At 66.9% G+C, this 24423-nt stretch carries 25 protein-coding genes; 11 read left to right on the top strand and 14 right to left on the bottom strand.

Features of this window, described 5'->3' with window-relative positions; all coding sequences use genetic code 11:
- Positions 1-10: 10 nt before the first annotated feature.
- The 6 genes from C6P64_RS09910 to fliF are packed head-to-tail and all read right to left on the bottom strand — an operon-like array spanning position 11 to position 6590.
- The gene (locus C6P64_RS09910) at positions 11-1288 is read right to left on the bottom strand and encodes a flagellar hook-length control protein FliK (protein WP_105748402.1); all 1278 of its coding nucleotides are present in this window, start codon (positions 1286-1288) and stop codon (positions 11-13) included.
- 2 nt (positions 1289-1290) lie between these two features.
- Complete coding sequence (gene fliJ / locus C6P64_RS09905; protein WP_105748401.1) at positions 1291-1731, bottom strand: flagellar export protein FliJ; 441 nt, start codon at positions 1729-1731, stop codon at positions 1291-1293.
- A 31-nt stretch (positions 1732-1762) separates the two neighbouring features.
- On the bottom strand, positions 1763-3154 hold the full coding sequence (fliI, locus tag C6P64_RS09900) for a flagellar protein export ATPase FliI (protein ID WP_105748400.1): 1392 nt from the start codon (positions 3152-3154) through the stop codon (positions 1763-1765).
- The gene (locus C6P64_RS09895; protein ID WP_105748399.1) at positions 3151-3858 is read right to left on the bottom strand and encodes a flagellar assembly protein FliH; all 708 of its coding nucleotides are present in this window, start codon (positions 3856-3858) and stop codon (positions 3151-3153) included. Before C6P64_RS09895 ends, fliI begins: the two co-directional genes overlap by 4 nt.
- Positions 3851-4843, bottom strand: a complete 993-nt coding sequence (gene fliG / locus C6P64_RS09890) for a flagellar motor switch protein FliG (protein ID WP_105748398.1) — start codon at positions 4841-4843, stop codon at positions 3851-3853. The genes C6P64_RS09895 and fliG overlap by 8 nt, the downstream gene beginning before the upstream one ends.
- A complete protein-coding gene (fliF, locus tag C6P64_RS09885) occupies positions 4836-6590 on the bottom strand; it encodes a flagellar basal-body MS-ring/collar protein FliF (protein ID WP_105748458.1) in 1755 nt (584 codons plus the stop codon). The genes fliG and fliF overlap by 8 nt, the downstream gene beginning before the upstream one ends.
- Positions 6591-6822: 232 nt before the next feature.
- Here fliF and fliE point away from each other — a divergent pair, with 232 nt between their 5' ends.
- Entirely contained in the window at positions 6823-7182 is a 360-nt protein-coding gene (gene fliE, locus C6P64_RS09880) for a flagellar hook-basal body complex protein FliE (protein WP_105748397.1), read from the top strand.
- 24 nt (positions 7183-7206) lie between these two features.
- Here the strand turns inward: fliE and C6P64_RS09875 are convergent, their stop codons facing one another.
- The 7 genes from C6P64_RS09875 to C6P64_RS09845 all read right to left on the bottom strand — a co-directional run bounded on the left by C6P64_RS09875 (position 7207) and on the right by C6P64_RS09845 (position 12847).
- Positions 7207-7518 carry an EscU/YscU/HrcU family type III secretion system export apparatus switch protein gene (locus tag C6P64_RS09875; protein ID WP_105748396.1) on the bottom strand — a complete coding sequence of 104 codons (312 nt, stop codon included), beginning with the start codon at positions 7516-7518 and terminating at the stop codon, positions 7207-7209.
- The gene (fliK, locus tag C6P64_RS09870; protein ID WP_105748395.1) at positions 7502-8512 is read right to left on the bottom strand and encodes a flagellar hook-length control protein FliK; all 1011 of its coding nucleotides are present in this window, start codon (positions 8510-8512) and stop codon (positions 7502-7504) included. Before fliK ends, C6P64_RS09875 begins: the two co-directional genes overlap by 17 nt.
- Positions 8513-8551: 39 nt before the next feature.
- Positions 8552-8887 carry a flagellar protein FliT gene (locus C6P64_RS09865; protein ID WP_105748394.1) on the bottom strand — a complete coding sequence of 112 codons (336 nt, stop codon included), beginning with the start codon at positions 8885-8887 and terminating at the stop codon, positions 8552-8554.
- A 4-nt stretch (positions 8888-8891) separates the two neighbouring features.
- Complete coding sequence (gene fliS, locus C6P64_RS09860; protein ID WP_105748393.1) at positions 8892-9338, bottom strand: flagellar export chaperone FliS; 447 nt, start codon at positions 9336-9338, stop codon at positions 8892-8894.
- A 24-nt stretch (positions 9339-9362) separates the two neighbouring features.
- On the bottom strand, positions 9363-11381 hold the full coding sequence (fliD, locus tag C6P64_RS09855) for a flagellar filament capping protein FliD (protein WP_105748392.1): 2019 nt from the start codon (positions 11379-11381) through the stop codon (positions 9363-9365).
- Positions 11382-11406: 25 nt separating this feature from the next.
- On the bottom strand, positions 11407-11853 hold the full coding sequence (locus tag C6P64_RS09850) for a flagellar protein FlaG (protein ID WP_105748391.1): 447 nt from the start codon (positions 11851-11853) through the stop codon (positions 11407-11409).
- A gap of 112 nt (positions 11854-11965) precedes the next feature.
- Entirely contained in the window at positions 11966-12847 is an 882-nt protein-coding gene (locus C6P64_RS09845; protein WP_105748390.1) for a flagellin N-terminal helical domain-containing protein, read from the bottom strand.
- A 213-nt stretch (positions 12848-13060) separates the two neighbouring features.
- Between C6P64_RS09845 and fliB the strand changes: the two genes are divergently transcribed.
- The gene (gene fliB / locus C6P64_RS09840) at positions 13061-14299 is read left to right on the top strand and encodes a flagellin lysine-N-methylase (RefSeq protein WP_105748389.1); all 1239 of its coding nucleotides are present in this window, start codon (positions 13061-13063) and stop codon (positions 14297-14299) included.
- 16 nt (positions 14300-14315) lie between these two features.
- Here fliB and C6P64_RS09835 read toward each other — a convergent pair whose 3' ends face one another.
- On the bottom strand, positions 14316-15734 hold the full coding sequence (locus C6P64_RS09835) for a methyl-accepting chemotaxis protein (RefSeq protein WP_105748388.1): 1419 nt from the start codon (positions 15732-15734) through the stop codon (positions 14316-14318).
- 234 nt (positions 15735-15968) lie between these two features.
- Between C6P64_RS09835 and flhD the strand changes: the two genes are divergently transcribed.
- The 9 genes from flhD (at position 15969) to C6P64_RS09790 (ending at position 24410) form a co-directional block, all read left to right on the top strand.
- On the top strand, positions 15969-16286 hold the full coding sequence (gene flhD, locus C6P64_RS09830; protein WP_105748387.1) for a flagellar transcriptional regulator FlhD: 318 nt from the start codon (positions 15969-15971) through the stop codon (positions 16284-16286).
- Between the two features lie 14 nt (positions 16287-16300).
- On the top strand, positions 16301-16888 hold the full coding sequence (gene flhC, locus C6P64_RS09825; RefSeq protein ID WP_245911694.1) for a flagellar transcriptional regulator FlhC: 588 nt from the start codon (positions 16301-16303) through the stop codon (positions 16886-16888).
- Complete coding sequence (locus C6P64_RS09820) at positions 16857-17720, top strand: class I SAM-dependent methyltransferase (RefSeq protein ID WP_105748386.1); 864 nt, start codon at positions 16857-16859, stop codon at positions 17718-17720. The genes flhC and C6P64_RS09820 overlap by 32 nt, the downstream gene beginning before the upstream one ends.
- On the top strand, positions 17711-18571 hold the full coding sequence (gene motA / locus C6P64_RS09815; RefSeq protein ID WP_105748385.1) for a flagellar motor stator protein MotA: 861 nt from the start codon (positions 17711-17713) through the stop codon (positions 18569-18571). The genes C6P64_RS09820 and motA overlap by 10 nt, the downstream gene beginning before the upstream one ends.
- A 6-nt stretch (positions 18572-18577) precedes the next feature.
- Positions 18578-19468, top strand: a complete 891-nt coding sequence (motB, locus tag C6P64_RS09810; RefSeq protein ID WP_105748384.1) for a flagellar motor protein MotB — start codon at positions 18578-18580, stop codon at positions 19466-19468.
- A gap of 102 nt (positions 19469-19570) precedes the next feature.
- Positions 19571-21145 carry a methyl-accepting chemotaxis protein gene (locus C6P64_RS09805; protein ID WP_105748383.1) on the top strand — a complete coding sequence of 525 codons (1575 nt, stop codon included), beginning with the start codon at positions 19571-19573 and terminating at the stop codon, positions 21143-21145.
- Positions 21146-21166: 21 nt separating this feature from the next.
- On the top strand, positions 21167-21952 hold the full coding sequence (locus tag C6P64_RS09800) for a protein phosphatase CheZ (protein ID WP_105748382.1): 786 nt from the start codon (positions 21167-21169) through the stop codon (positions 21950-21952).
- On the top strand, positions 21952-23838 hold the full coding sequence (locus C6P64_RS09795) for a chemotaxis protein CheA (protein WP_105748381.1): 1887 nt from the start codon (positions 21952-21954) through the stop codon (positions 23836-23838). Before C6P64_RS09800 ends, C6P64_RS09795 begins: the two co-directional genes overlap by 1 nt.
- Before the next feature lie 53 nt (positions 23839-23891).
- Complete coding sequence (locus tag C6P64_RS09790; protein WP_105748380.1) at positions 23892-24410, top strand: chemotaxis protein CheW; 519 nt, start codon at positions 23892-23894, stop codon at positions 24408-24410.
- The last annotated feature ends 13 nt before the right edge of the window (positions 24411-24423 follow it).

Genomic DNA, 24423 nt, shown 5'->3' with positions numbered 1-24423 from the left:
ATGAAGAAAATCAGGCAAACAGGTTGACCAGGCCGCTGCCCTGCGCGCGTGGCGGCAGCAGGGCTTCGACCGGCTCGTCCTCGACCGCTTGGGTGCCGCGTGCCGCGCGCTGCGGGGCGGCCTGTTCACGTCCGGACTGACGCGAGCCGACATCGGCCTGTCCGAGCGAGATGCCGGCTTCGCCCAGCATGGCGCGCAGTACCGGCAGCGCTTCCTGCAGCGCCTGGCGCACCTCAGGGGCGGCCGCGACGAACTGTACCGAGGCTTGCTGCTGGTCCAGCTGCAACGTGATCTGGATCGGGCCCAGGTGGGGCGGATTCAGGCTCAGGCTGGCGCTTTGCAGCTGGTCCCTGACCAGCCAGCTGACCTGCTGGCTGACGGCCTGGTCCCAGCCGCGCTGGCCCATCGGCGTCGCCACATGGCGCTGCACCGGCGGCGCATCGACCAGCGGTTCTGCTCCGGTGGCGGTGGCCTGGGTCGCCGGCAGGGCCTGGGCCATCGGATCGGGTGCGGTCAGCGCTTCGGCGCCAGGGCCAGCTCCGGCCGCAACGGCCGGACGGTTGCTCGGCTGGGGCAGGGCGGCGGCCAGCGCGCGCGCGCTGATCGCATCGAGTTCACCCGCCTCGGGCTGGGTGACCAGCCGGGGCTGCGCCCGTGCGCCCAGGGCATCGGAGGCGGACTCCAGTTCAGTCGTGGCTGGCGCTGCCGCCGTGGGACTGGCCGGGGCCGCAGGCTGCAAGGCCGGCACCATGGTCGAGAGGGGGGTGAGCGGGGGCTGGAGCTGGGCACCGTCCGCGGCATTGGCCGTAGTCGGTTCGCTGGCCTCGCGTTCGGCGGTCTTCGGGCCGGCGCTGCGGGCAGGCTCGGTGGCCAGTCCCGCGGCATTGGCCGTGCTGATCGCATCGCCTGCGCCTGGCGTTGCCAGGGCTGTCAGTGACTCGGCGGCCGGCTCGGGCGCGACCGGCGCCGCCGCCGGCTGGGTCTCGGCCCTGGCCCGCATGCCGTCGACCAGGGCCAGCCAGTCGGCTGCCGGGTCGCCCACCTTGTCCTCTTTCGCGTCAGTCGCCTGTCCGTCCGCGGCCGGTTCCGGTTCGGCCTTGGTCGCCGGCTTGGCCTTGGCCGCAGCCGCGGCATCGGCCGATGGGCCCGCCTCGGTCTGGCGTCGCAGCTCCTGCTCGAAACTCGAGTCGGAGCCGGCGGCGCGCCAGCCGGCTGCCGGCTGGCCCGTCAGGCCGGCAGCAGCGCCAACCTTGCCCGTTGCGGACAGTGACAAGTCGTTCGCGTTCATGATCAGCCCAGCTGCGAGCGGCGACGTGCCGCCCGCTCATCGGTTTGTTTCTGGTCCTGGCGATTGGCCCGGCGCAGCGCCTCCTGCTGGGCGCGCTGCACCAGCGTGCCGTAGGACAGGCGCTTGCGCTCATGCTCGCGCCAGCTCTCGCGTTCACGCTCGACCACGCGCTGCGACTGCAGCACGGCGGCATCCTGCTGCAGGATGGCACGGTCCAGGCCCTGGATGAAGCGCAGGAAATTGGCGTGACCCGCCACGTTCAGGCCTTGGCTCAGTTGCGCCTGCAACTGCTCGACATATTCCTGTCGATACTGCCGCAGCAGGTCGAGCTTCTCCTGCGCCTGCTCGCTCTGCCGGGTGGCCTGGCCGAGCCGCTTGGCGGCTTCTTCGGATTGCTGCATCGTCAGTTCGATCAGCGTCTCGATCACGCTCGGATTTGCCATGCCTGATTATCGCTCCCGCCCAGTCGCCCGATCAGGCAAACAGAGCGGAAAGTTCGCTCCAGCTCTGTTCCATGCCGGCGCGCTCGTGGATGCTCTGCTGCAGGAAATGCTCGATGCGCTCGTGCATGCGGATCGCCTCGTCGATCAGCGGGTCGCTGCCTGGGCTGTAGGCGCCGACGTTGATCAGGTCGCGGTTGCGCTGGTAGCGCGACATCAGCTGCTTGAGGCGGCGCGTGCGCTTCTGGTGCGCCTCGTCAGTGATGTTATGCATGGCGCGGCTGATCGACTGCTCGATGTCGATCGCCGGATAGTGGCCGGCCTCGGCCAGCACCCGGTTGAGCACGATATGGCCGTCGAGGATGGCGCGTGCCGAGTCGGCGATCGGGTCCTGCTGGTCGTCGCCCTCGGTCAGCACGGTGTAGAAAGCCGTGATCGAGCCGCCGCCGGCGCGGCCGTTGCCGGCGCGTTCGACCAGTGCCGGCAGCTTGGCGAACACCGAGGGCGGATAGCCCTTGGTCGCGGGCGGCTCGCCGATCGCCAGCGCGATCTCGCGCTGTGCCATCGCGTAGCGCGTCAGCGAGTCCATGATCAGCAGCACGTTCTTGCCCTGGTCGCGGAAATGCTCGGCGATCAGCGTGGTGTAGGCCGCACCCTGCAGCCGCAGCAGCGGCGGGTTGTCGGCCGGCGCCGCCACCACCACCGAGCGCGCCAGGCCTTCCTCGCCCAGGATCTGTTCGATGAATTCCTTGACTTCGCGCCCGCGCTCGCCGATCAGCCCGACCACGATCACGTCCGCGGCGGTGTAGCGCGCCATCATGCCCAGCAGCACGCTCTTGCCCACGCCCGAGCCCGCGAACAGGCCCATGCGCTGGCCTCGGCCCACGGTCAGCATGCTGTTGATCGCGCGCACGCCGACATCGAGCGTCTGCGAGATCGGCTCGCGCTGCAGCGGATTCATCGCCCGCGCGTACAGCGGCGCCATGCTGTGACCCTGCAGCGGCCCGAGCTGGTCGAGCGGCTGGCCGGTGGCGTCGAGCACGCGACCGAGCAGGGCCGCGCCGACGGGCAGGGTGCGGCCGTCCGAGGCCGGCCGGGCCTGGGCGCGCCGGTCATGCAGTCGCGGCTGGGAGCGCGCCGCGACGGTCGGAATCACCGGGGCGCCCGGCTGCACGCCCTCGACATCGCCCAGTGGCATCAGGAACAGCCGCTCCTGCTCGAAGCCCACCACCTCGGCATCGAGCCGGAAGCCGCTCGGCAGCGGCACATGGCAGGGGCTGCCGACGGGCAGCCGCAGGCCGATCGCCTCCATCACCAGGCCGGCGACGCGGGTCACGCGGCCATAGGCCTGCAGCGGCGCGCAATGCTGCACGCGCTGGCGGCAATCCCGCAGGTAGGCCTCGAAGCTGGCCTGGCTGCCCGTCATGCCGCGGGCTCCAGCCAGGTGCCGTCGCGCCCGAGCGAATGCAGCAGCCGCTGCCAGCGTGCCGGCAGGCTGGCATCGATCTGCTGGTCGCCGGTCTCGATCAGGCAGCCGCCGCGCGCGAGTTGGCCATCGGCCTGCAAGCGCCAGCCGGCGGCCTGCAGTTCGCTGCCGCGCGCGGCCTTGACCAGCTCGAGGTCCTGCGGGTGCAGACGCAGCACGGCCGGCTGGCGCACCAGCGGCAGTTCCTGCAGCGCCTGCTCGATCACGCCGAGCAGGCGCTCGGGTTGCAGCTCCAGCGTCTGGCACAGCATGGCCTGCGCCATGTCCAGTGCCAGGTCGAGCAGCTGCCTGGCCAGCAGTTCGCGCGCCTGGGCCAGCTCCTGGCCGAACTGCTGGCCGAGCTGGGTCAGGGCCTGGGTCAGCTCCTGCTGCAGCGCCAGGTTGTCGGCCTGCGCCTGCGCCACCCCTTCGGCATGGCCTTCGTCGTAGCCGCGCAGCCGGCCTTCGCGCAGGCCGGTTTGGTAGCCCTGCTGCTGGCCCTGCTGCAGGCCGGTCTCGCGTGCGGTGCGCAGTTCGCGCGCCAGCAGCTCGGCGTTGGCCGCCGCCTCGTCGGCCGCGTTGCGCACCGGCTCCTCGGCCAGCGAGGCCAATTCCCAGCGCTGGTAGGCCGTCTGCGGCCTGGCCGGCGGGCGCGAATCAGACATAGGCGTCGTCCGAGCTGGCCAGCGAGATCTGTCCCTCGTCCGCCAGGCGGCGCACGATCTGCAGGATTTCCTTTTGCTGCTTTTCCACTTCCGACAGCCGCACCGGGCCCTTGGCTTCCAGGTCCTCGCGCATCATGTCGGCGGCGCGCTGCGACATGTTGCGGAAGAACTTTTCCTTCATCTCGTCCTTGGCACCCTTGAGCGCGATGATCAGCGCCTCCGACGGCACCTCGCGCAGGATCAGCTGGATGTCGCGGTCGCCCACGTCCATGATGTTGTCGAACACGAACATCTGGTCCATCACCTGCTGCGCCAGCGTCGGGTCGAACTCGCGCAGGTTGGCCATGATCTTGCTCTCGTTCTCGCCGTTCATGAAGTTCATGATCTCGGCCGTGGTACGGATGCCGCCCATCGCCTTCTTGCGCAGGTTGTCGTTGCCGGTCAGCAGCTTGGTCAGCACATCGTTGAGCTCGCTCAGCGCAGCCGGCTGCACGCCCTCGAGCGTCGCGATGCGCAGCACCACGTCGTTGCGCAGCCGCGGCGAGAGTTCGGACAGCACCTCGCTCGCGTGGTAGCGCTCCAGGTGGACCAGGATGGTGGCGATGATCTGCGGATGCTCGTGCCGGATCAGCTCGGCGACCGACTTGCCGTCCATCCACTTGAGGCTCTCGATGCCGCTGGCATCGCGGGTGACCAGGATGCGGTTGATCAGCGAGGCCGCCTTGTCGTCGCCCAGCGCCTTGGTCAGCACGCTGCGGATGTACTCGTCCGAGTCGATGCCGAACTCGGTGTTGTGCTGGGTCTTGCTGATGAACTCCTGCAGCACCGCCTCCAGCGTCTGCCCAGACACCGCCTTCATGGTCGACATGGCCGTGCCGAGCTTCTGCACCTCGCGCGGCTCGAGGTATTTCATGACCTCGGCTGCCTCGTCCTGGCCCAGCGCCAGCATCAGTATCGCTGCCTTGTCGACGCCTTCATCACTCATTGCCGTTCACCCAGTTCTTGACCACGTTGGCCACCATCTTGGGCTCCTGCAGCGCCATCTGCTTGGCCGCCTGCAGGTTCTGCTGGTAGCTGCTCATCCTCAGGCCGGGCGGCGTGCCCGCTGCCGCATCCGCACCGGGTTCTGCCGCTGACGTCGCGCTGCCTGTCGGCGCCTTCTCGCCTGCCGAAGCCTCCTTCTTGGATTCCTGGGCTTCCCTGACCTCTTCGAGTTCCTGCCTGAGCTTTTGTTCCGCTTCCTGTGCGGCCTTGAGCTCGGCGGCGCGCTTGGCCTCTTCTTCCTTGGCCTTGTTGCCGGGCAGCAGCCTGATCATCGGCTTGAGCACCACGAAATACAAGTAGAGCAGCGCCGCCGCCGACAGCAGATATTGCGCCGCCTGCTTGGCGTTGTCCACCGTCGCATAGGGTTGCCAGAAAGGCTGCTCGGGAATCACTTCGCGCGGCGCCTCGGCGAACGCGCTGTTGACCACGTTGAGCGAGTCGCCGCGCTCGGCATTGAAGCCCATCGCTTCCTTGACCAGGTCAGTGAGCTGCTGCTTTTCCTGCTCGGTCAGTGCCCGCAGGCTGACCTTGCCCTCGGCATCGACGACGCGCTTGTGGTTGACCACCACCGCCACCGTCAGGCGCTTGATGCCGCCCATCGGTTGCTGCACGTAGCGCACCGTCTTGTCGACCTCGTAATTGGTCGTGCTTTCCTTCTGCGTGCTCGCCGCCGTGGTGGTGGCCGGAGTGCTGGGAGCGGTCGGGGCGCCCGAGGGCTCGGCACCGGGCTGGTTGGAGGCGGCGCCGACCAGCCCGGACGCCGGATTGGCCGCGCCGTTGCTTTCGCTCGTGCTCTGGCTGCGGATCGCCGCAGCCTCGGGCGGGCTGTTCGGGCGGTAGCTTTCGGCCGCCTGTTCACTGCGCGAGAAATCCACCTCGGCGGTGGCCTCGGCGCGCACATTGCCGGCGCCCACCATCGGGGTCAGGATCGACTCGATGCGCTTGACGATGCCGTCCTGCAGGTCCATCACGTACTTGACCTGGGCCGGATCGAGCCGGTTGGCATCGGCCTGGCGCTCGGGGTCGGACAGCAGGCTGCCGTTCTGGTCCACCACCGTCACGTTCTTGGCGGTCAGCTCGGGCACGCTGCTCGAGACCAGATGCACGATGGCCGACACCTGCTGCGCATCCAGCGTGCGGCCCGGATGCAGGTTGACCAGCACCGAGGCGGTCGGCTGCTGGCGCTCGCGCACGAACACCGAGGGCTTGGGGATGGCCAGGTGCACGCGCGCGGCCTGCACCACGCCGATCGAGTTGATCGAGCGCGCCAACTCGCCCTCGAGCGCGCGCTGGAAGTTGACCTGCTCGAGGAACTGCGAGGAGCCCAGCTTCTGGTTCTCCATCAGCTCGAAGCCGACGTTGCCGCCCTTGGGCAGGCCCTGCGCGGCCAGCTTGAGCCGCGCGTCATGGACCTGCTCGGCCGGCACCAGGATCGCGCCGCCGCCCTCGGCGAAGCGGTAGGGCACGTTCATGGTCTGCAGGGCGGCAATCATCGCGCCGCCGTCGCGGTCCGAGAAATTGCTGACCAGCACCCGGTACTCGGGCTTCTGGTTCCACATCCAGATCGAGGCCATGATGCTGACCACCAGCGCCATGCCGGCGCCGAGCGCCAGATAGCGCCCCTGCGGACTCTGGAAGAACGCCGTCAGGCCGCTGGCCTTGGGCGCGGTTTCAGCAACGGTGGCCATGGCAGGCTGCCGCAGCAAGGCGGCCAGGAGAGGTCAGGGAGTGATTGCGCACGAAACAGTCAGGACATTCAGGACAAGGCTAGAGTTAGGATATTGTCGTGGCTTTTCAAGTGCTTATTTGCCGGAACAGATCGGTAAATCGCCCCTTGCTTGATATGGGCCTTTGGCGCTGCCTGTGTTACCTTTACGCCATGGATGCCAGACCCGCGGCGCTTGTCGCCCACCTCGAACCATGATCGCCATCGACAGCGGCCAGATCGCCGCCATGACTGCGCAGCTGCGCGCCGCCGTCGCGCGCGTGCAGGGGTCGCAGGAAGCTGCCGGCCCGGCTGCTGCCACGGCCGCTGCGGGCGCGGCTCAGACCGAGAAGCCCGATTTCGCCAAGGCCTTCAAGGCCCAGCTCGACCAGGTCAATGCGCTGCAGCAGACCTCAGACCAGCTCGGCAAGCGCTTTGCGCTTGGCGATGACAGCGTGCACCTGTCCGACCTGATGGTCGCAAGCCAGAAGGCCGGCATCGCGGTCCAGGCCACGGTGCAGGTGCGCAACAAGCTGGTGTCGGCCTATCAGGACATCATGAACATGCAGGTCTGACCAGTCCGGTCGGCCTGCGCCGGTTCAAGCCGGTCCGCGCGGCGCCTTGGCCGGTGGCTTCTTCGATGGCGGCAGCGCGGCCTCGATCCGGTACAGCCAGGCCAGCAGCTCGGCCACCACCCGGTACAGCTGGGGTGGCACCTCGCGGTCGAGTTCGACCTCGCTCAGCAGCGCGACCAGCTCGCGCGATTCGTGCACATAGACCCCATGCTCGCGTGCCAGCGCGATGATGCGGTCGGCCACCGCTCCCTTGCCCGTGGCGACCACCTTGGGCGCCTGCCCACCTTGGTAGGCCAGGGCGACGGCTTGGCGCATGGCCTCAGGCTTGCGGCTCATCGGGTGCCATCCAGTCTGCTGCCTGCTGGCCAGGCACCGCCGCATCGCGCTGCACCAGGAAGCCGCCCAGCACCGTGCCGGCTGCCGCCAGCGCATCGTCCAGGCCGGTCTGGTCGGCCTGCAGCGCAGCGGCGGCTACCTCATCCAGCACGCGCAGCCTGACCTGGGCCTGTTCACCCTGCAGCCGGATGGTGGCGTTGACCTGGCCGAGCTGGGGCAGTTCCAGCTTGAGCACCGTCTCCCAGGCCGCAGGCTGGCCCGGCTCGCGCGCTTGCCGGTCCGGATCCTTGTCCTGCACCAGCTCCCACTGCATCGGCTGGCCGGGCCAGAGCTCACCTTGCCAGACCAGGCGGCGCTGCTCCAGCGTGTCGAGCTGCTGCGGCAGCAGCTGCGTCGTCAGCGCCTCGCCGCCGGTCCGGTTCTGCGGCTCCTGCCGGATCTGCTCCAGCGTGCGCTCGCCGCGGCTCCATTGCTCGAGGTGGGATTCGTAGAACAGCCCGCTGCCCTCGAGCGACTGCTGCAGGTTCTGCGTCAGCTGCGCTGTATCGGCACCGGGCGCTGCCAGCAGCGGCGCGCTGCCCTGCAGCGGGCGTGCCGGCTGGCCGGGATCGGCCTGCTGCAGCAGCCGGCCGATCAGCTCGCCGGCCGCGCTGAAATGGGTCTGCACCGAGCCGCTGTGCGTCTGCAGCCCGAATGTCAGCCTGGGCTCGCGTGCCAGCAGGGTCAGTGCGAGCGAGTCGCCGACGGCAAAGCCCGCGGGCAACTGCAGGCGCAACTCGAGCGGGCGCGCTGTCGGCGACTCGTTGCCAAAGCGCACCAGCGCGCTGCCGTCGCCCAGCGCCGCCTGCACCTTGCCCTGCAGCGTGCGTCCGATCTCGACCTGTTCCAGCCGCGCGACCCCGTCCTGGCGCGGATCGCCAAGCACCGTCGTCCCGCGCAGCGTGACGACGGACGCGACGGGCGAGGCGTTGGTCGAGTCGAGCCGGGCTACCATGCCAGGTCGGGCTTCACGGGCTCATCCGGCCCGAGCGGCTCAGAAGCCACCGTAGGCCTGCTCGAGCTTGCGCTGCTGGCCGGTGTTGTGGATCAGACCTTGCAGTCGCTGCAGCCAGGGCTGGGTGAGGTCGCGGATGGCCCGGTCGTCGTCCAGGATCTGGCGTAGCATCTGCACCTTGCGCTCGCGCAGTTCGGCGCTCAGCGACGCCACCGGCAACTGGCCCTCGCTGCGCAGCAGGCCGACCTCGTGCGCGCAGCGCGATTCCAGCTCGGACAACTGGTCCCAGTCGGATGCCTGCGCGGCTGCCAGCATCTGGCGCGTCAGGACCGAGACGTTTTCGTAGATGCCCAGCACCTGTTCGGCATTCAGCATGGTCTTAGGCCTTCACGCTGGCAAAGTTCTGTACGGTACCGACTTCGGCCCGCGCCGCTGCCTGGGGGTCGATCGCGTCCCAGGCCGACTTCAGCTCGCTCAGCAGGCCATGGACTTCCTGCAGGATGGCCGGGTCGTTCTTCAGGTGGGCCTGGGCCAGCTGCTGCGTCATGTAGCCGTAGAGCGCATCGAGGTTCTTGGCCACCTCGCCACCCGCCTTGAGGTTCAGGCTGGCGTGCAGCCCGCTGTCGATGATGCTGATGGCCTTCGAGATCGCCTGGCCCTTTTCCACGATCTGCCCGGCCTGCATGTGGTTCTGTGCCCGCAGGATGGCGATCATTGCGCCGTCGAACAGCATGGCAATCAGCTTGTGCGGGCTGGCCGCCGTCACGCCGGTTTCAAGTCCCACCTTGGCATAGGCCTTGGCGGCCGATCGGTTCGATCCAAACATGATGTCTTTGCCTAGCGTTTAGATTCAGTTGTTGTTGCTGTTGCTGCCCAGATTGTTGGCCAGCGCAGTGAGCTGGCTGGTCAGGTAGGCGCTGGTCGAGTTCATGCTGCTCATCGTCGTGTCCAGCTTGGTGAACTGGTCCTGGTACTGTTTCTGGATGCGGCTCAGCTTGGCCTCGAGGGTGAGCTTGTCGCTGTCGAGCTTCTTGAGCGCACTGTTGATGCCATCGGTGCGCATCGAGATTGCACCATTTTCACCCAGGAAACTGCTGGCCAATTGATCGAGCTGGTAGGCAAATCCCTGGCTGTATTGCACATTGCCACGCGCGCCCGTGCTGCCGTTGCTGACCGAGACCTTCAGGCCCTCGGCCGCATTGCCGCTGGCGCCAGTCAGGGTCTGGCCGATGCTGGTCGCGGCCACGCCATTGATCGTGCCGGTCAGTGCCTGGCCTGTCGTCGCGCTGCCCGCACCACCCAGCAGCAGGCTGGCTGCCGCGCCACCGAGCGTGATGCTGGAGCTCGAGCCATAGCGGTTGGAGATCAGGTTCAGCACGCCGCCGGCGTCGGCGCTGACCGTCACTGCCGAGCCGGCCTGGGCAAAGGTCGAATTGCCGTTGATGCGGCTCTGCAGGTCGCTGACCAGTTCGCTGGTCGAGGCATAGCTGCCGTCCTTCAGGCTGATGCTCGCGCTCAGCCCGTCGAGCGAGACCTGCAGCGCATTGTTGGGCGCGCCATAGTCCAGGCCAGCTGCCGCAGCGCCGGTCTGGCTGCCCTGGGTCGCGAGCTGGCCGACGGTCAGCGCGTAGCTGCCGGACTGGGTCTTGGCAGTAGAGCCGACATAGCTGACCTGGCTGTCGCTGCTGGCGCCGCTGGCCGCGAACAGGCCCGGCAGCTGGTCGAACTGGGTGTCGATGACTTTCTGCAACTTGGTGTTGTCGAGCTTGAGCGTGCCGTCAGCCTGGTAGGACACGCCGGCGTCGCTGAGCCGGGTCAGGCTGCTGGCGCCGCCCGTGAGGGTGCCGGTGACCATGCCGCGCAGCTGACCCAGCATGCTGCGCACCGACGAGTCGCCATACAGCGCCGCGCCCTTCTTGCTGGCGATGTCATAGCTCGACAGATTTTTCAGCGAGGCGGTCAGCTTGTTGTAGCCGTCGACGAATTCCTGCACGTTGGCCTTGACCGTGTCGATGTCGCGCGTCACCGACAGGTTGGTCGGGCTGCCGGCGTTGGTTTTCTTCAGCGTCAGGGTCACGCCCGGCACCACGTCGCTGATGGTGTTGCTGGCCTTGCTGATGGCCAGGCCGTCGACCTTGAGCTCGGCATTCTGCGCCGCCACGGTCTGCGTCAGCGCCTGGCTGCCGGATGGGTCGTGGTTCAGCAGATTGCCCAGCGCCGCGTCGCCGCTGACCGAGATCTTCATGCTGCTGGCTTCGCCGGTCTGGCTGTTGCTGAACGCGAGCCGGTAGGGCGTGCTGCTGCCGTCGTTGATCACGCTGGCCGTGATGCCGATATTGGCGGCATTGATCGCGTCGCGGATGCCGTCGAGCGTGTTGTGGCTGCTGTCGATCGTGACTTGCTTGCTGCCCGCGCCATTGCTGGTAAAGCCCGCGCCGACATATTTGCCGTCAGTGCCCAGGGTGCCGCCGCTGATGGTGCCGAAGTCAAAGGTCAGCGTGCCGGTTCCGACCACCGCCTGGGCATTGAGCTGGCCGGCGCTGGCAAGCTTTTGCGACTGCGCCAGCTTGCTTACCTCGATCGAATAGTCACCTGGCACCGCGCCCGCACCGCCACTGGTGCCCAGCACCGTGGCATCGGCCGCCGTGGCCTTGGTGATCTGCAGGTTCTTCGGGTCGCTGAGCTTCTTGAGCGTGGTCTGGAAACTGGAAATGCCGCTCTGGATGGTGCCGAAGGCACTCAGCTTGGCCTTGTAGTCGCTCTGCTTGGTGGTCAGCGCGGTCAGCGGCCTTTGCTCCAGGCTCATCAACTGCGTCACGATGCTATTGACATCGAGTCCAGAACCTATGCCGGCGGAAGAAAGTCCCATGATGACCTCGTTGAATGGGGGGCGTTCAAGCCTGGGTGTTGAGCAGCAGGCCCGGCTGCTGCTTGCTGCCGGAGTCGGTCTCGCGGCTCAGCTTGAGTGCCTCCTGGCTCGGTATCTGCCGGATCACGGTATTCTTCTCGGTGTCGACCACGGCGACGACCAGCCTGCCACTGTCCTGGTCGACCTTGAAGCGCACCGCTTCGTTGATGAAGGGCTTGAGCTTCTCGTTGAGCTTGGCTGCCGCCTCTTCGAGTTCCTTCTTGGAGGCCTGCTCGTCCTTCTCCGCCTCGTCGGCCTTCCTGGCCTTTTCGACCTGGCTGCGCTCGCCGGTCTCGCCGGCAGCTGGCGCTGCGGCAGTGCGGGTTTCCTGGACTGCGTGGGATTCCGGGGCAGGCCTGGCAGCGCTGGCCGGCGCCGATGCACCGAACAGGGGGGTGGCAGCGAGGCTGGAGGGGAGGGCAGGTATGGACATGGCGTGACCCTTTTTTTACCCTTGATTGAACAACAAACCCGCGCCGGGGGCCAGACCCTGGGCGCGGGCTAAGGGGAGCGCCACAGGCCGCTCCCCGCAAGGGCTGCCAGGCTTAGCCCAGCAGCTTCATCACGCCGTTGGGCAGCTGGTTGGCCTGCGCCAGCATCGCCGTGCTGGCCTGCTGCAGGATCTGGCTGCGCGCCATGTTGGCGGTTTCCGACGCGAAGTCGGTGTCCATGATGCGACCGCGGGCAGCCGACTGGTTCTCGTTCGAGACCTGCAGCGTCGAGATCACCGAAGACATGCGGTTCTGGGCCGCACCGTGGATGGTCTGCTGGCCGGAAATTTCCGTCAGCGCCTTGTCGATCTGGTCGATTGCAGCCTTGGCCTTGTCCACGCCATCGGCAGCACCCGCAGCCGACTCCTTGATCATGAAGGTGGGCGTGCCACCCTTGGCGCCATCCACCAGGGTTGCGGTAGCGCTGTTGGCCGTGTCGGTCAGGTCGGCGCCGTTGATCTCGATCTGGTTGTCAGCGCTGGTGCCGGCACCGATCTGGAAGGTCTGCTTGCCACCCTGGCCCAGCACCTGGATACCGTTGAACTTGGTGTTCTCGGTCACGCGGGTGATTTCCTTTTGCAGTTCCTGGAACTCGGTGTCCATCGCGGAACGCTGGTCTTCGCTGTTGGTGCCGTTGGCCGACTGCACGGCCAGTTCGCGCATGCGCTGCAGGGTGTCGCCGATCTTGCCCAGTGCACCTTCAGTCGTCTGGCTGAACGAGATTGCGTCGTTGGCGTTGCGCATCGCGACGGTCTGGCCGCGCGTGGTCGAATCCATGCCGGTGGCGATTGCCAGACCAGCCGCGTCGTCCTTGGCGCCGTTCACGCGCAGGCCCGAAGACAGGCGCTGCACCGAGTTGTTCATTGCAGATTGTGCATTGCTCAAGCTGCGCTGAGCTTGCATCGACGAGAGGTTGGTGTTGATGTACGAAGCCATGATGATTCTCCGGTCTGGTTGATACGCTGGGCCTGCAAGTATCGCCCTGGGGGCTTGCTTGCCTGCGGTGGCAGGGTTTCTGTCGCCGTTGATTTGGGTTACGGCGCCCCGCGACTGGACTTGAGGGTGGCTGACGATTTTTTTTGAAAAAATTTCCAGCCCTGGCCTGTGTCAAACTCGGTGCCATTCCAGCCTCTGTCCAGGATCCCTGTCATGAGCCTTCTGCACCCCAAGCGCACCTTGACGGCGCTCGTTCCGCTGCATGTCAGCCGCTTTGCCTGCATCGGCCCGGATTGCGAGGACAACTGCTGCACCGGCTGGCGCGTGAACCTGGACAAGAAGACCTTCAATGCCTACCGTCAGCTCAAGGTGCCGGTGCTGGCCGAGCGTCTGGAGCGGCGGGTCAAGCGCCAGCGCAGCCAGGCCAGCGATGCCAACTATGCGCGCATCGAGCTTGATGCCACCAGTCATGAATGCCCCTTCCTGGAGCAGCGCCTGTGCGCGGTCCAGCGCAACCTGGGCGAGGACTACCTGTCCAACATCTGCGCCACCTACCCGCGCACCTCGCGCGACTTCAATGGCCAACTCGAGCAGTCGCTGACCCTGTCCTGCCCCGAGGCCGCGCGCCAGGCGCTGTTGCAGCCCGATGCCTTCGACTTCGTCGAGATGCCGCTGCAGGTGCGCGCTGGCACGATTGAGGCCGTCAAGCCCAGGTTCGGCCTGTCGCTGTCGACCATGAACGAAGTCCGGGTCTTCTGCCTGCAGCTGCTGCGCACCGAAGGGCTGGAGCTGTGGCAGAGGCTGGCGGTGCTGGGCGTTTTCTGCGAGCGCCTGACCGCCACACTGCAGCAGGCGGGTCATGCGGGCATACCGGCGCTGCTGCAGGACTTCGTGGCCATGGTCGAAGAGGGCCTGGTATTCGACGCGCTGCGCGGACTCCAGCCCAATCACGCGATCCAGGCCCAGGTCTTTGCCCTGCTGTGGCAGGGCAAGCTGGGTCGCAGGCTGTCGCCCGTGCAGCAAGCGGTGCAGGAGGCCGTCGCGCGCGGCCTGGGGGCGGATGCCGGAACGGGGCAGGCAAGCAGCGAGCAACTGGTCGAGCATTACCGCTGCGGTCTCGATCGGTTGGCCGAAGCCATGCAGGCGGCGCCCCAGCTGCTCGAGCATTACCTGCTCAACGAGATCTTCCGTGACCTGTTTCCCTTCCAGGGCGCGACGCCCTACGAGGATTACCTGATGCTCGTCTCGCGCTTCGGCCTGCTGCGGCTGATGCTGGCCGCGCGCTGCAACGCCGATGCCGAGCTGCCCGGCCCGGCCGAGCTGAGCCAGACGGTGCAGGTGTTCTGCCGCCGTTTCCAGCACGACACCAACTGGGCTGCCCAGACCAACTCGGCGCTCAAGAACAGTGGCTGGGATGCGCTCGAGAAGGTCTACGGCTTCCTGCGCACCTGATCAATCCCGGGGTTCTTCAGCCCCGGGTCCGCAGCAGGCTGCCGGTCCTGAGCACGGTCGAGCTGGGCTTGGCCTTGGCTGACTGCGGCTCGGCGTCGTCCTGGCGCGCTGCCAAATGCGGCTCGAGTGCCACCACCTTGTCCTGCTGTTTCCTGGCGGCTGCCAGCGGTGCGGGCGGCAGTTCGACGGTCTGCCGGATCTGCACCACCACGCCGCCGGCATCGTCGTCATCCGGTTCGAGCGTTGTCGGCTGGCGGGGTTCGGCCAAGTTGGCCTTGGCGGGCTCCCTGGCGGGTTCGGTGACGGGTTCGATCGCAGGCTGGGGCTGGATGCGGCTCTTGAAGGCCTTGGCGGTCTGGGCCGAGCGGCTGGCCAGCAGGCGCACCTCGTCAACCAGCTGGGCGATGTCCTGGCCAGGAGCGCCACTGCGCGCGGCCTCGGCGTTCATGGCCAGCATGCTGCTCTGGAAGGCGATGTCGTCGATCGCGCCCGCGAGGTCGGCCATCGGATGCGGCGCCTGGGCGGCGCGCGCTGGCTCGGCGCTGGGCGGGCGTGATACCTGCGCGGCTGCTGGTCGGGCTGGGGTGGGGGGGCTGGCCGTCGCGACTGGCGGCGTCTTGATCTGGCTGACCAGCCGTGTCAGCTGGTCGGTGCTCTGGCTTAGCTGGCGCAGCATGGCGAGCGTCTCGCCCTGTTGCGGATCTTTGGCCCGTTCGATGGCGACGGTCTGCGGTCTGTCCTGTGCCGGTGCTTGAGCCGGGGGCTGCAGTGTAGCCGCTTCCTCCTGGGTCTGGTCCTGCCGCTTGCGGTCTTGCCAGGTGCCGCTGGCCAGCAGGGTCAATAGGGCCAGGCCTGTCAGGGCGGCCAGCGCGAGCTGGGACTGCTGCCGTGCACTGGCCGCAGCCTGCTGGCTGGCTTGCAGCTCGACCAGCAGCAGGGACTGGAACTGGTCGAGCTCGTGGGTCAGCCGGTCGAGGGCGCGCCGGATCGCGGGCAGGTGGTTGGTGCTACCGGTCTTCAGGCCGATCAGGGCCACGCCCTGGATGTCGGCCAGCCTGCCCTTGAGAGTCGGTCGCAGGGCCTGCAGCGCGCTGCGGCTCGGTTCGTCCAGCGGCAGCGCCTCGAGCGCGGCCAACGCCGCGCCGACCTCGGTCGCATGCGCATCGAGGAACAGGCTGGCCTCGTCCTGCGTCAGTGCTTCCTGCTCGGCCTGGGCCTGCGGCTGCAGCGCCTGCTCGATGCCGGTGCGCAGTCCGTCCAGCGCCTGGCGGGCCTGTTGCTGGTGTTGCAGCGCCTGCCTGAGCAGCTGTGTGTCGGCGGCGATGCCTTCCAGCCAATACAAGGCCCCCTGGCCGCTGGCGCCGACGATGAGCAGCAGCAGCAGGCCGAACAGGTGGGCGCCCCGCAGATGGCGCCGTGCAAAGACTTGTGACATGGCAAGGATGTGGGCTGGGTAGGACAAGCTGTGACTCTAGCGTGGCTGCCAAGTTCCCCAGATGTGGAAATCCGGGCTATTTGTTTTTATGTTGTTTTGTTGTCGAAAATGACCTTGATTTCTGTGTTTTATGATACATTTGATTGCGAAATGAATGTGGGAAGTTTTCTCGCTGTTCAATTTGACCTGTGTTGAGGCCGCTGCATGGCCGTGACAAAAGCCTGGAGTTGGGAGATGGATCGTAGCAACTTGATGGATGAAGTCAGGGACATCAACCTGAGCTATCTGATGCTGGCTCAGCGCATGGTCCGCGAGGACCAGGCCATGGCGGTCTATCGCCTCGGCATCAGCCAGGAAATCGCGCAGTTGATCGACAACCTGAGCACGGCCCAGATCATCAAGCTCGCGAGCAGCCCGATGATGCTGACCCGTTTCCGCTTCGACGATGGCGCCATCCTCGGCATGCTCACCCATGACAGCAAGGAGCGCCAGCTCGCCCATGCGCATTCCGCCATCCTGCTGGCGGGCCAGCCGGTCGAGGAGATCCTGTGACCCGTGATGCCAGCCTGCCCGCTGCGGCCGCCGCTGGCGCAAGACCGGTCCGCAAGACCAGGACCGTGCTGGGCGAGTCGCGCGAGATCCAGCTCGCGATCGACCTGATCCTGCTGGGCGCGCGGCTGCAGTTGCTCGAGACCGAGACCACCCTGTCGCGCGACCGCCTGCTCAAGCTCTACAAGGAGCTGCTGGGCGTATCCCCGCCCAAGGGCATGCTGCCGTTCTCTACCGACTGGTTCCTGACCTGGCAGCCCAATATCCACGCCTCGCTCTTCATCGGCATCCATCGCCAGTTGATGCAGCATGCCGGGCTCGAATCCATCGATGCCCTGGTCAAGGCCTACCGCCTGTACCTCGAGCAGATGCCGCCCGAGCCGGGTGCCGAGCCGGTGCTCTCGCTCACGCGGGCCTGGACGCTGGTGCGCTTCCTGAACAGCTCGATGCTGGAGACGGCGCGCTGCCGCCAGTGCGGTGGTGAATTCATCGTCCAGCCGCAGCGTCGCCAGCGCTTCGTCTGCGGGCTCTGCCGCGTGCCTTCGCGCGCCGGCAAAACGCGCAAGGTGCTCGATGCCCGCGCCGGATCGACCCAGCCGGACTGAGTCCGGGCCGGCGCTGGTCGCCTGGTCCCAGGCTTATCCGCAATGGGCTTCGGCCGGCGTGCTGCTGGCCGGCTGGCTGCTGGTGACCCTGGGCTTGCAGCCGCCCTCGGCCTGGGTCGGGCTGGCCTGCCAGGCCTTGAGCGGCGCCTTGCTGAGCGCCTGGCTGCGCCTGCCGTCCTGGTGGCTGGCGATCAATGCCGTCTTCCCGGCTGCGCTGCATGGCGCTGTCGCGCTGCACTGGCCGCCCATCGTCTTCCTGGGCGCCTTTGTCGCGCTGGCGCTGGTCTACTGGACGACCTTTTCCACCCGGGTGCCGCTCTATGCATCCGGGCCTGCAGTCTGGGACCTGATGGCGCGTTGCCTGCCGGTGCGGCCTGGTGCCCGTGCGATCGATCTCGGCAGCGGCCTCGGGGGCCTGGCGCTCCATCTGGCGCGCCAGCCCGGCGCGCCTGTGGTGCTGGGGCTGGAGCTCGCGCCGCTGCCCTGGCTGTGGAGCCGTTGCCGGGCGCGCTGGCAAGGCAGTGCCTGCCGTTTCCTGCGCCAGGATTACCGGCAGCATGACCTCTCGCCTTACGATCTGGTATTGGCCTACCTGTCGCCGGCGGCCATGCCGGCGCTGTGGCAACAGCTGGCCGCTCAACTCAAGCCGGGCGCCTGCTTCGTCAGCTGCGAGTTCGCCGTTCCCGGCCAGGCCGCCATTGCGCTGCCTGGGTCGGGGCTGGCGGGCGTGCCACCGCTCTATGTCTGGCACATGGGGACTGATGGCGTGCTGGCGGCCGGCATGGGGCCGGATCTGACTGCCGTTTTTTGGGAGAAGTTGTCGTGTTCGTGATTCTGGGCTATATCGTGGTGGTGGCTGCGGTGCTGGGCGGCTTTGCCCTGGCTGGCGGCAACATCGTCGTGCTTTTCCAGCCGCTGGAGGTGCTGATGATCGGTGGCGCCGCCCTCGGCGCCTTCATTGCCGGCAACAACGGCAAGGCGATCAAGGCCACCATGCAGGCGCTGCCGACCCTGTTTAAGGGCTCGCGCTACAACCGCGCGCTCTATCTCGAGCTGATGCTGCTGCTGTTCGCGCTGCTCAACAAGATCCGCAGCGACGGCATGATGGCCATCGAGGGCGACATCGAGCAGCCCGAGCAAAGCGAGCTGTTCTCCAAGTACCCGCTGGTGCTGGCCGACCACCACATGCTCGAGTTCATCACCGACTACCTGCGCCTGATGATGTCGGGCAATATGGACCCGTTCCAGCTCGAGAACCTGATGGACAACGAGATCGACACCCACCACGCCGAGGCCGAGGTGCCGGTGCATTGCATCTCCAAGATCGCCGACGGCCTGCCGGCCTTCGGCATCGTGGCGGCGGTGATGGGGGTGGTCCACACCATGGAGTCGGTCGGCTTGCCGCCGGCCGAGCTCGGCATCCTGATTGCCCATGCCCTGGTCGGTACCTTCCTGGGCATCCTGCTGGCCTATGGCTTCATCGCGCCGCTGGCGGGCCTGCTCGAGCAAAAGCTGCACGAGTCGTCCAAGACCTTCCAGTGCATCAAGGTGACCCTGCTGGCCAGCCTCAACGGCTACCCGCCGACGGTGGCGGTCGAGTTCGGCCGCAAGGTGCTGTTCTCGACCGAGCGTCCCACCTTCATGGAGCTCGAGGAGCAGATCAAGCAAGCCAAGTCGAGGTAAGCGCGCATGGCCGACAAGAAAACACCGACCATCGTCGTCAAGCGCATCAAGAAGGTGTCCGGAGGCGGGCATGGCGGCGCCTGGAAGATCGCCTATGCCGACTTCGTGACCGCGATGATGGCCTTCTTCCTGCTGATGTGGCTGCTGGGGTCGGTCGATGGCGCCAAGCTCAAGGGCATTTCGGAGTATTTCCAGACGCCGCTCAAGACCTCGCTGCTCGGCGGACCGTCCAGCGGCGCGAGCAACATCATCATGCCGGGGGGCGGACGCGACCTGATGCAGCAGGGCATGAGCGCGGGCGACGGCCCCAGCCCGGTGCGCAAGCCGGACACCTCCGGCCAGGATGAGGCCAGCGAGAAGGTCGAGGCCCGCAAGATGCAGGAGATGAAGCGCAAGCTCGAGACCCTGATCGAGGACAGCCCCAAGCTCCAGCCGTTCAAGAAGCAGCTGCTGCTCGACGTCAGCTCCGAGGGCTTGCGCGTGCAGATCGTCGATGAGCAGAACCGGCCCATGTTCGCGCTCGCCAGCGCCCAGCTGCAGCCTTATGCCCAGGACATCCTGCGCGAGATCGCCCCGGTGCTCAACGGCATGCCCAACCGCATCAGCCTGGCGGGCCACACCGACGCCACGCCCTTTGCGGGCGGCGGCAAGAGCTACAGCAACTGGGAGCTGTCGGCCGACCGGGCCAATGCGGCGCGGCGCGTGCTGATCGGCGGCGGTCTCGACGAGGGGCGGCTGATCCGTGTCATCGGCCTGTCCTCGGCGGTGCTGCTCGAGCCCGACGATCCGCTCAACCCGAACAACCGCCGCATCAGCATCATCTTGCTCAACAAGCGGGCCGAGGATGCCGCGATGAACGAGGGCAGGCTGAAGACTATTACCTTGAACGGTTCGTGAGGAAATGAAAATCTTAGCTTCTTGAGTATTTAGTATAAATTCCAGCAATTTTTTGCCGTTAATATCAGTCAGTCAGCTTCGTTTCCAAAGAACAAAAACAATATGCGCGTCAACCAGCCCGTTACCCAGCGTGAACACCTGCTCAGCGACACCCGATCCATCGTGTCGATGACCGACACCCAGAGCCGCATCACTTACGTCAACCCCTACTTCGTGGAAGTCAGCGGTTTCTCCGAGGATGAGTTGCTGGGCCAGCCGCACAACATCGTGCGTCACCCCGACATGCCGCCCGAGGCGTTCGAGGACATGTGGGCCACCCTCAAGCAGGGCATTCCGTGGACGGGCCTGGTCAAGAACCGCTGCAAGAACGGGGATTTCTACTGGGTCAATGCCAACGTGACCCCGGTCTACGAGAACGGTCAGATCACGGGCTACATGTCGGTGCGCACCAAGCCCGCGCGCGAAGCGATCCAGGCGGTCGAGCCGATCTACCGCCAGTTCCGCGAGGGCCGGGCCCAGGGCCTGGCAATCGAGCAGGGAGCGGTGGTCCGCACCGGCCTGGCCGGCTTCTGGGCCAAGCTCGGCAAGACCCGCCTGAGCGTGCGCCTGGCCCTGGGGCTGGGCTTGCCCAGCGCCGGTCTGGCGGCCCTCGGGCTGTCGGCCCTGCTGGGCCAGGTGCCCGGTCCGGGCCTGCTTGGCCTGCTGTCGCTCTGTGGCCTGTTGCTGGCGCTGTGGCTCTGGGTCACGCTGTACCGGCAGGTCGTTGCACCGCTGGAGCATGCGACCCGGGTCGCGCGCACGATTGCCGGTGGCGACATGAAGATCGAGCTCGAGGTGGCGGGCACCGATGAATTCAGCCAGCTGCTGCGTGCCCTCAGGCAGGTCGCGCTCAACCTCAACACCATCGTCGGCGATGTGCGCGACAACGTCGACACCATGCAGGCCGGCATGACCGAGATCGCCGCTGGCAACCTCAGCCTGTCCCAGCGCACCGAAGCCCAGGCCGCCAGCCTCGAGGAAACGGCCGCCAGCCTGGAGCAGTTCGTCTCGAACATGCACCAGAGCGTCGACAATTCCCTGCAGGCCAACCAGCTCGCGGCCAAGGCGTCGGGCGTGGCCTCGCAGGGCGGCGAGGTGATCTCGCATTTCGGTGGCACGATGAACGAGATCAGCGCTTCGGCCGAAAAGATCGTCGATATCATCGGCTTGATCGACGGCATCGCGTTCCAGACCAATATCCTGGCGCTCAATGCCTCGGTCGAGGCGGCTCGTGCCGGCGAGCAGGGTCGCGGCTTTGCCGTCGTCGCGGGCGAGGTGCGCAGCCTGGCCGGACGTTCGGCGGCAGCGGCCAAGGACATCAAGCAGCTGATCGGCGACTCGATTGCCAAGGTGCAGGCAGGTACCCGCCAGGTGGGACAGGCCACCGCGACCATGGAGGAGATCGTCAAGTCGGTCAAGGATGTCTCGCAGATCATGGGCGAGTTGGCCGTCCTGACGCAGGAGCAGAATCAGGGGATCAACCAGATCAATACCGCCGTGGTGCACCTCGATTCGGTGACCCAGCAAAACGCGGCCCTGGTCGAGCAAAACGCTGCGGCGTCGGAAAGCCTGGTCCAGCAAGCCGATCAGTTGCGCCAGGCGATGAATGTTTTCAAGCTCGCTCGCGCCGTCGCGTGAGCAGCAATCAGGAGTGAATGGATGAGCGACGATTTGGACGATCTTGACGCCTTGTTCGAAGCGGCTGCCGCCCAGCATCAGGCTGGTGTCAGCGCCAAGCCCCTGGAGGCAGAGGTCAGCGAAGCCGTGAGCCCGGCGCCCGCGCCGGTGGCGGCCGATCCCGGTCCGGCGGAAACGCTGCCGGAGCCGGGCAGCCATCTGCCCGAGTCGGCCGACCAGTTGCCGCTGCCGATGTACACCCGCCTGGGTCTGATCGTGCGCGAGCTGCACGATGCGCTGCGCCAGCTCGGGCAGGACCGCCCGCTGTTCGATGCCGTGCATGAGATGTTCGACTCGCAGGAGCGGCTGAAATACATCGCTTCGCTGACCGAGCAGGCGGCCAACAAGGTGCTCAACGCGGTTGACGAGAGCCTGCCGGCCCAGGATGCGTTGACGCGCCAGGCGCAGGAGATGTCGCAGCGCTGGCAGGCCATGTTCGAGGGCAAGCTCAGCCTCGACGAGTTCAAGCAGCTGGCGGCCGATTCGCGCGACTTCTCCGACTGGGTCGCCACCGGCGCCGACGCCGAGAAGGCGCGCCTGATGGACATCATGATGGCGCAGGACTTCCAGGACATCACCGGCCAGATCATCAAGAAGGTGGTGACCCTGACCGGCAATCTGGAGAGCCAGTTGACGCAGTTGCTGCGCGACTACGCACCGATCATTTCGCGCAACGCCGAGGTCGATCTGCTGTCGGGCCCCAACGTGCCCACGGCCTCGATGCGGCAGACCGATGTCGACAGCTTGCTTGGCGAACTGGGGTTCTGATGATCGACGACATGCTGCAAGAGTTCGTCGTCGAGGCCTTGGAGCTGGCGGCGCAAGTTGAGGACAATCTGCTGGCGCTCGAGTTGCAGCCGGACAGCCACGAGATCCTGAACGCGGTGTTCCGCGCCTTCCACACGATCAAGGGCAGCGCCGGCTTCATGAACCTGCCTTCGGTGGTGGCGGCCTGCCATCTGACCGAGAACCTGTTCGATGCCTTGCGCACCGGCGCGGCGCCCGTGACCCAGCAGGCGATCGATGTGGCGCTCGAGGCCAGCGGCTTCGTCGCCGACCAGCTCGCGGCGCTGGCCGAGGGTGTCAATCCCGAGCAGCTGCCCGCCATGCCGGCGGCACTCGAGGACCGCCTGACCGCGGTGATGGCAGGCATCGGCGAGGACAAGGCGGCTGCAACCGAGCCTGCGCCGGTGGCGTCCGAGCCTGCGCCGGTCCAGCAGCCGCAGGCGGCCGCTCCTGGCCCGCAGAACCTGCCCGGTCAGATCGACTGGCAGGCCTACTACGAAGCCTTGCTGCCAGCCTCGGCGCTCGGGGCCGCTGCGTCTATCGCGTCGGAGCTGGACGATTTCGGCACGCCTCCCGAGGAAGAGCCGGCCCTGCCGGCGATCGAGCCCGAGCGCCGTGCTGCCCAGGCCGACCGGCGCGAGCTGCCCGATCGGCGCGAAGCCGCCGAGGCCCAGCCGGCGCCCGATGGCCAGCAGCAGGTGTCCGCCAAGGAGGAGAGCCTGCGCGTGCGTGCCGACAAGCTCGACGCCCTGCTCGAAGTGGCGGGCGAGTCGGTGCAGGCCGCCAACCAGGCCGGTGCGCTGTTCGAGAAGCTGATGCTGTTCAAGCAGGAAGACGAGGCGATGCTGCTGATGTCGGCCCTGGCCGAGACGCTGCAGCGCGCGGCGCGCTACACCTCCGAGCTGCAGCGCGCCACGCTGGCAACCCGCATGCAGCCGGTCGGCCGCCTGTTCCAGCGCTTTCCGCGTCTGGTGCGCGATCTCTCGCGCGACCTCGGCAAGCAGGTCGAGCTCGTCATCGAGGGGGCCGAGACCGAGGTTGACCGCATCGTGGTCGACAGCCTCTACGACCCGCTGGTGCACATGTTGCGCAACTCGCTCGACCATGGTGTCGAGCCGGCCGAGAAGCGGCTGGCCGCCGGCAAGCCGGAAAAGGCCCGCATTTCGCTGCGCGCCTGGCAGGAAGCCGGCAATGTCGTGATCGAGGTCGCCGACGACGGCGCCGGCATGGACCCCGAGCGCCTGCGCCACAAGGCCAAGACCCTGGGCCTGATCGGCGAGCACCTGGTCGTCAGCGACGAGGATGCGCTGCAACTGGCCTTCCTGCCCGGACTCTCGACCAAGGCCCAGGCCTCCAGCGTGTCGGGCCGTGGCGTCGGCATGGACGTGGTCAAGACCACGGTCGAGAAGCATCGCGGCACCATCCACATCGAGTCGACCCTGGGGCAGGGGACCTGTTTCTCGATCCGGCTGCCGATCGAGCTGTCGATTGTCCCGACCATGCTGGTCAGCGCTGGCGAGGTGCTGGTCGGCATGCCGATGTCGGCGGTCGAGCGCGTGATCGAATTGCCCGAGGAACTCATGAGCGTGAGCGGCCAGCCGGTGTTCCGCGACCAGGGCCGTACCTTGCCGGTGCGCTCGCTGGCCTCGGTGCTGGGCTACACGCCGCGCGAGGAACGCATCGGCATCGTGGTCGCGAGTCCCAAGCCCTACATCCTCGGCGTCTGCCTGGTCGAGGGCACCGCCGATCTGGTGATCAAGCCGCTGACCGCGATGCCCGCGCGTGGCATCGCTGGCACGGCGCGTTCGGCCGAGGGCAGCCTGGTGCTGATCCTTGACGTGGCCTTCCTGCTCGCCGGCGGGCGTTGAGCCGGCATACCGATAACGGTCTGACTATTTTTTGCATAGATGGAGAAGCAGTGATGATTCAAAGTGAGAAGCAGGACGCAGCGATCAGCAACTGGGGCCGCGGCAACAGCACCGACGGACCGAGGCAGGAGTTCCTGGCCTTCACCCTGGGCAAGGAAGAGTACGGCATCGACATCCTGAAGGTGCAGGAAATCCGTGGCTACGAGGCGGTCACGCGCATCGCCAATGTGCCTGAATTCATCAAGGGCGTGGTGAACCTGCGCGGCATCATCGTGCCGATCATCGACATGCGCATCAAGTTCAACCTGGGCACGCCGACCTATGACCCGCTGACCGTGGTCATCATCCTCAACATCAGCGGTCGCATCGTCGGCATGGTGGTCGATACCGTCTCTGACGTGATCACGCTCAAGTCCGACGAGATCAAGCCGCCGCCGGAGATGGGTGCGGCCTTCGGCACCGACTACCTGGTCGGCATCGGTACCCAGGACGAGCGCATGCTGATCCTGATCGACATCGACAAGCTGATGTCGAGCGCCGAGATGGGCCTGATCGACGCGGTCGTGGCCTGAGAAGCCGCAGCGC

The organism is Malikia granosa (assembly GCF_002980595.1).
GTDB classification, from domain to species: domain Bacteria; phylum Pseudomonadota; class Gammaproteobacteria; order Burkholderiales; family Burkholderiaceae_C; genus Malikia; species Malikia granosa.
This window is presented reverse-complemented; position numbering and strand designations above follow the sequence as displayed.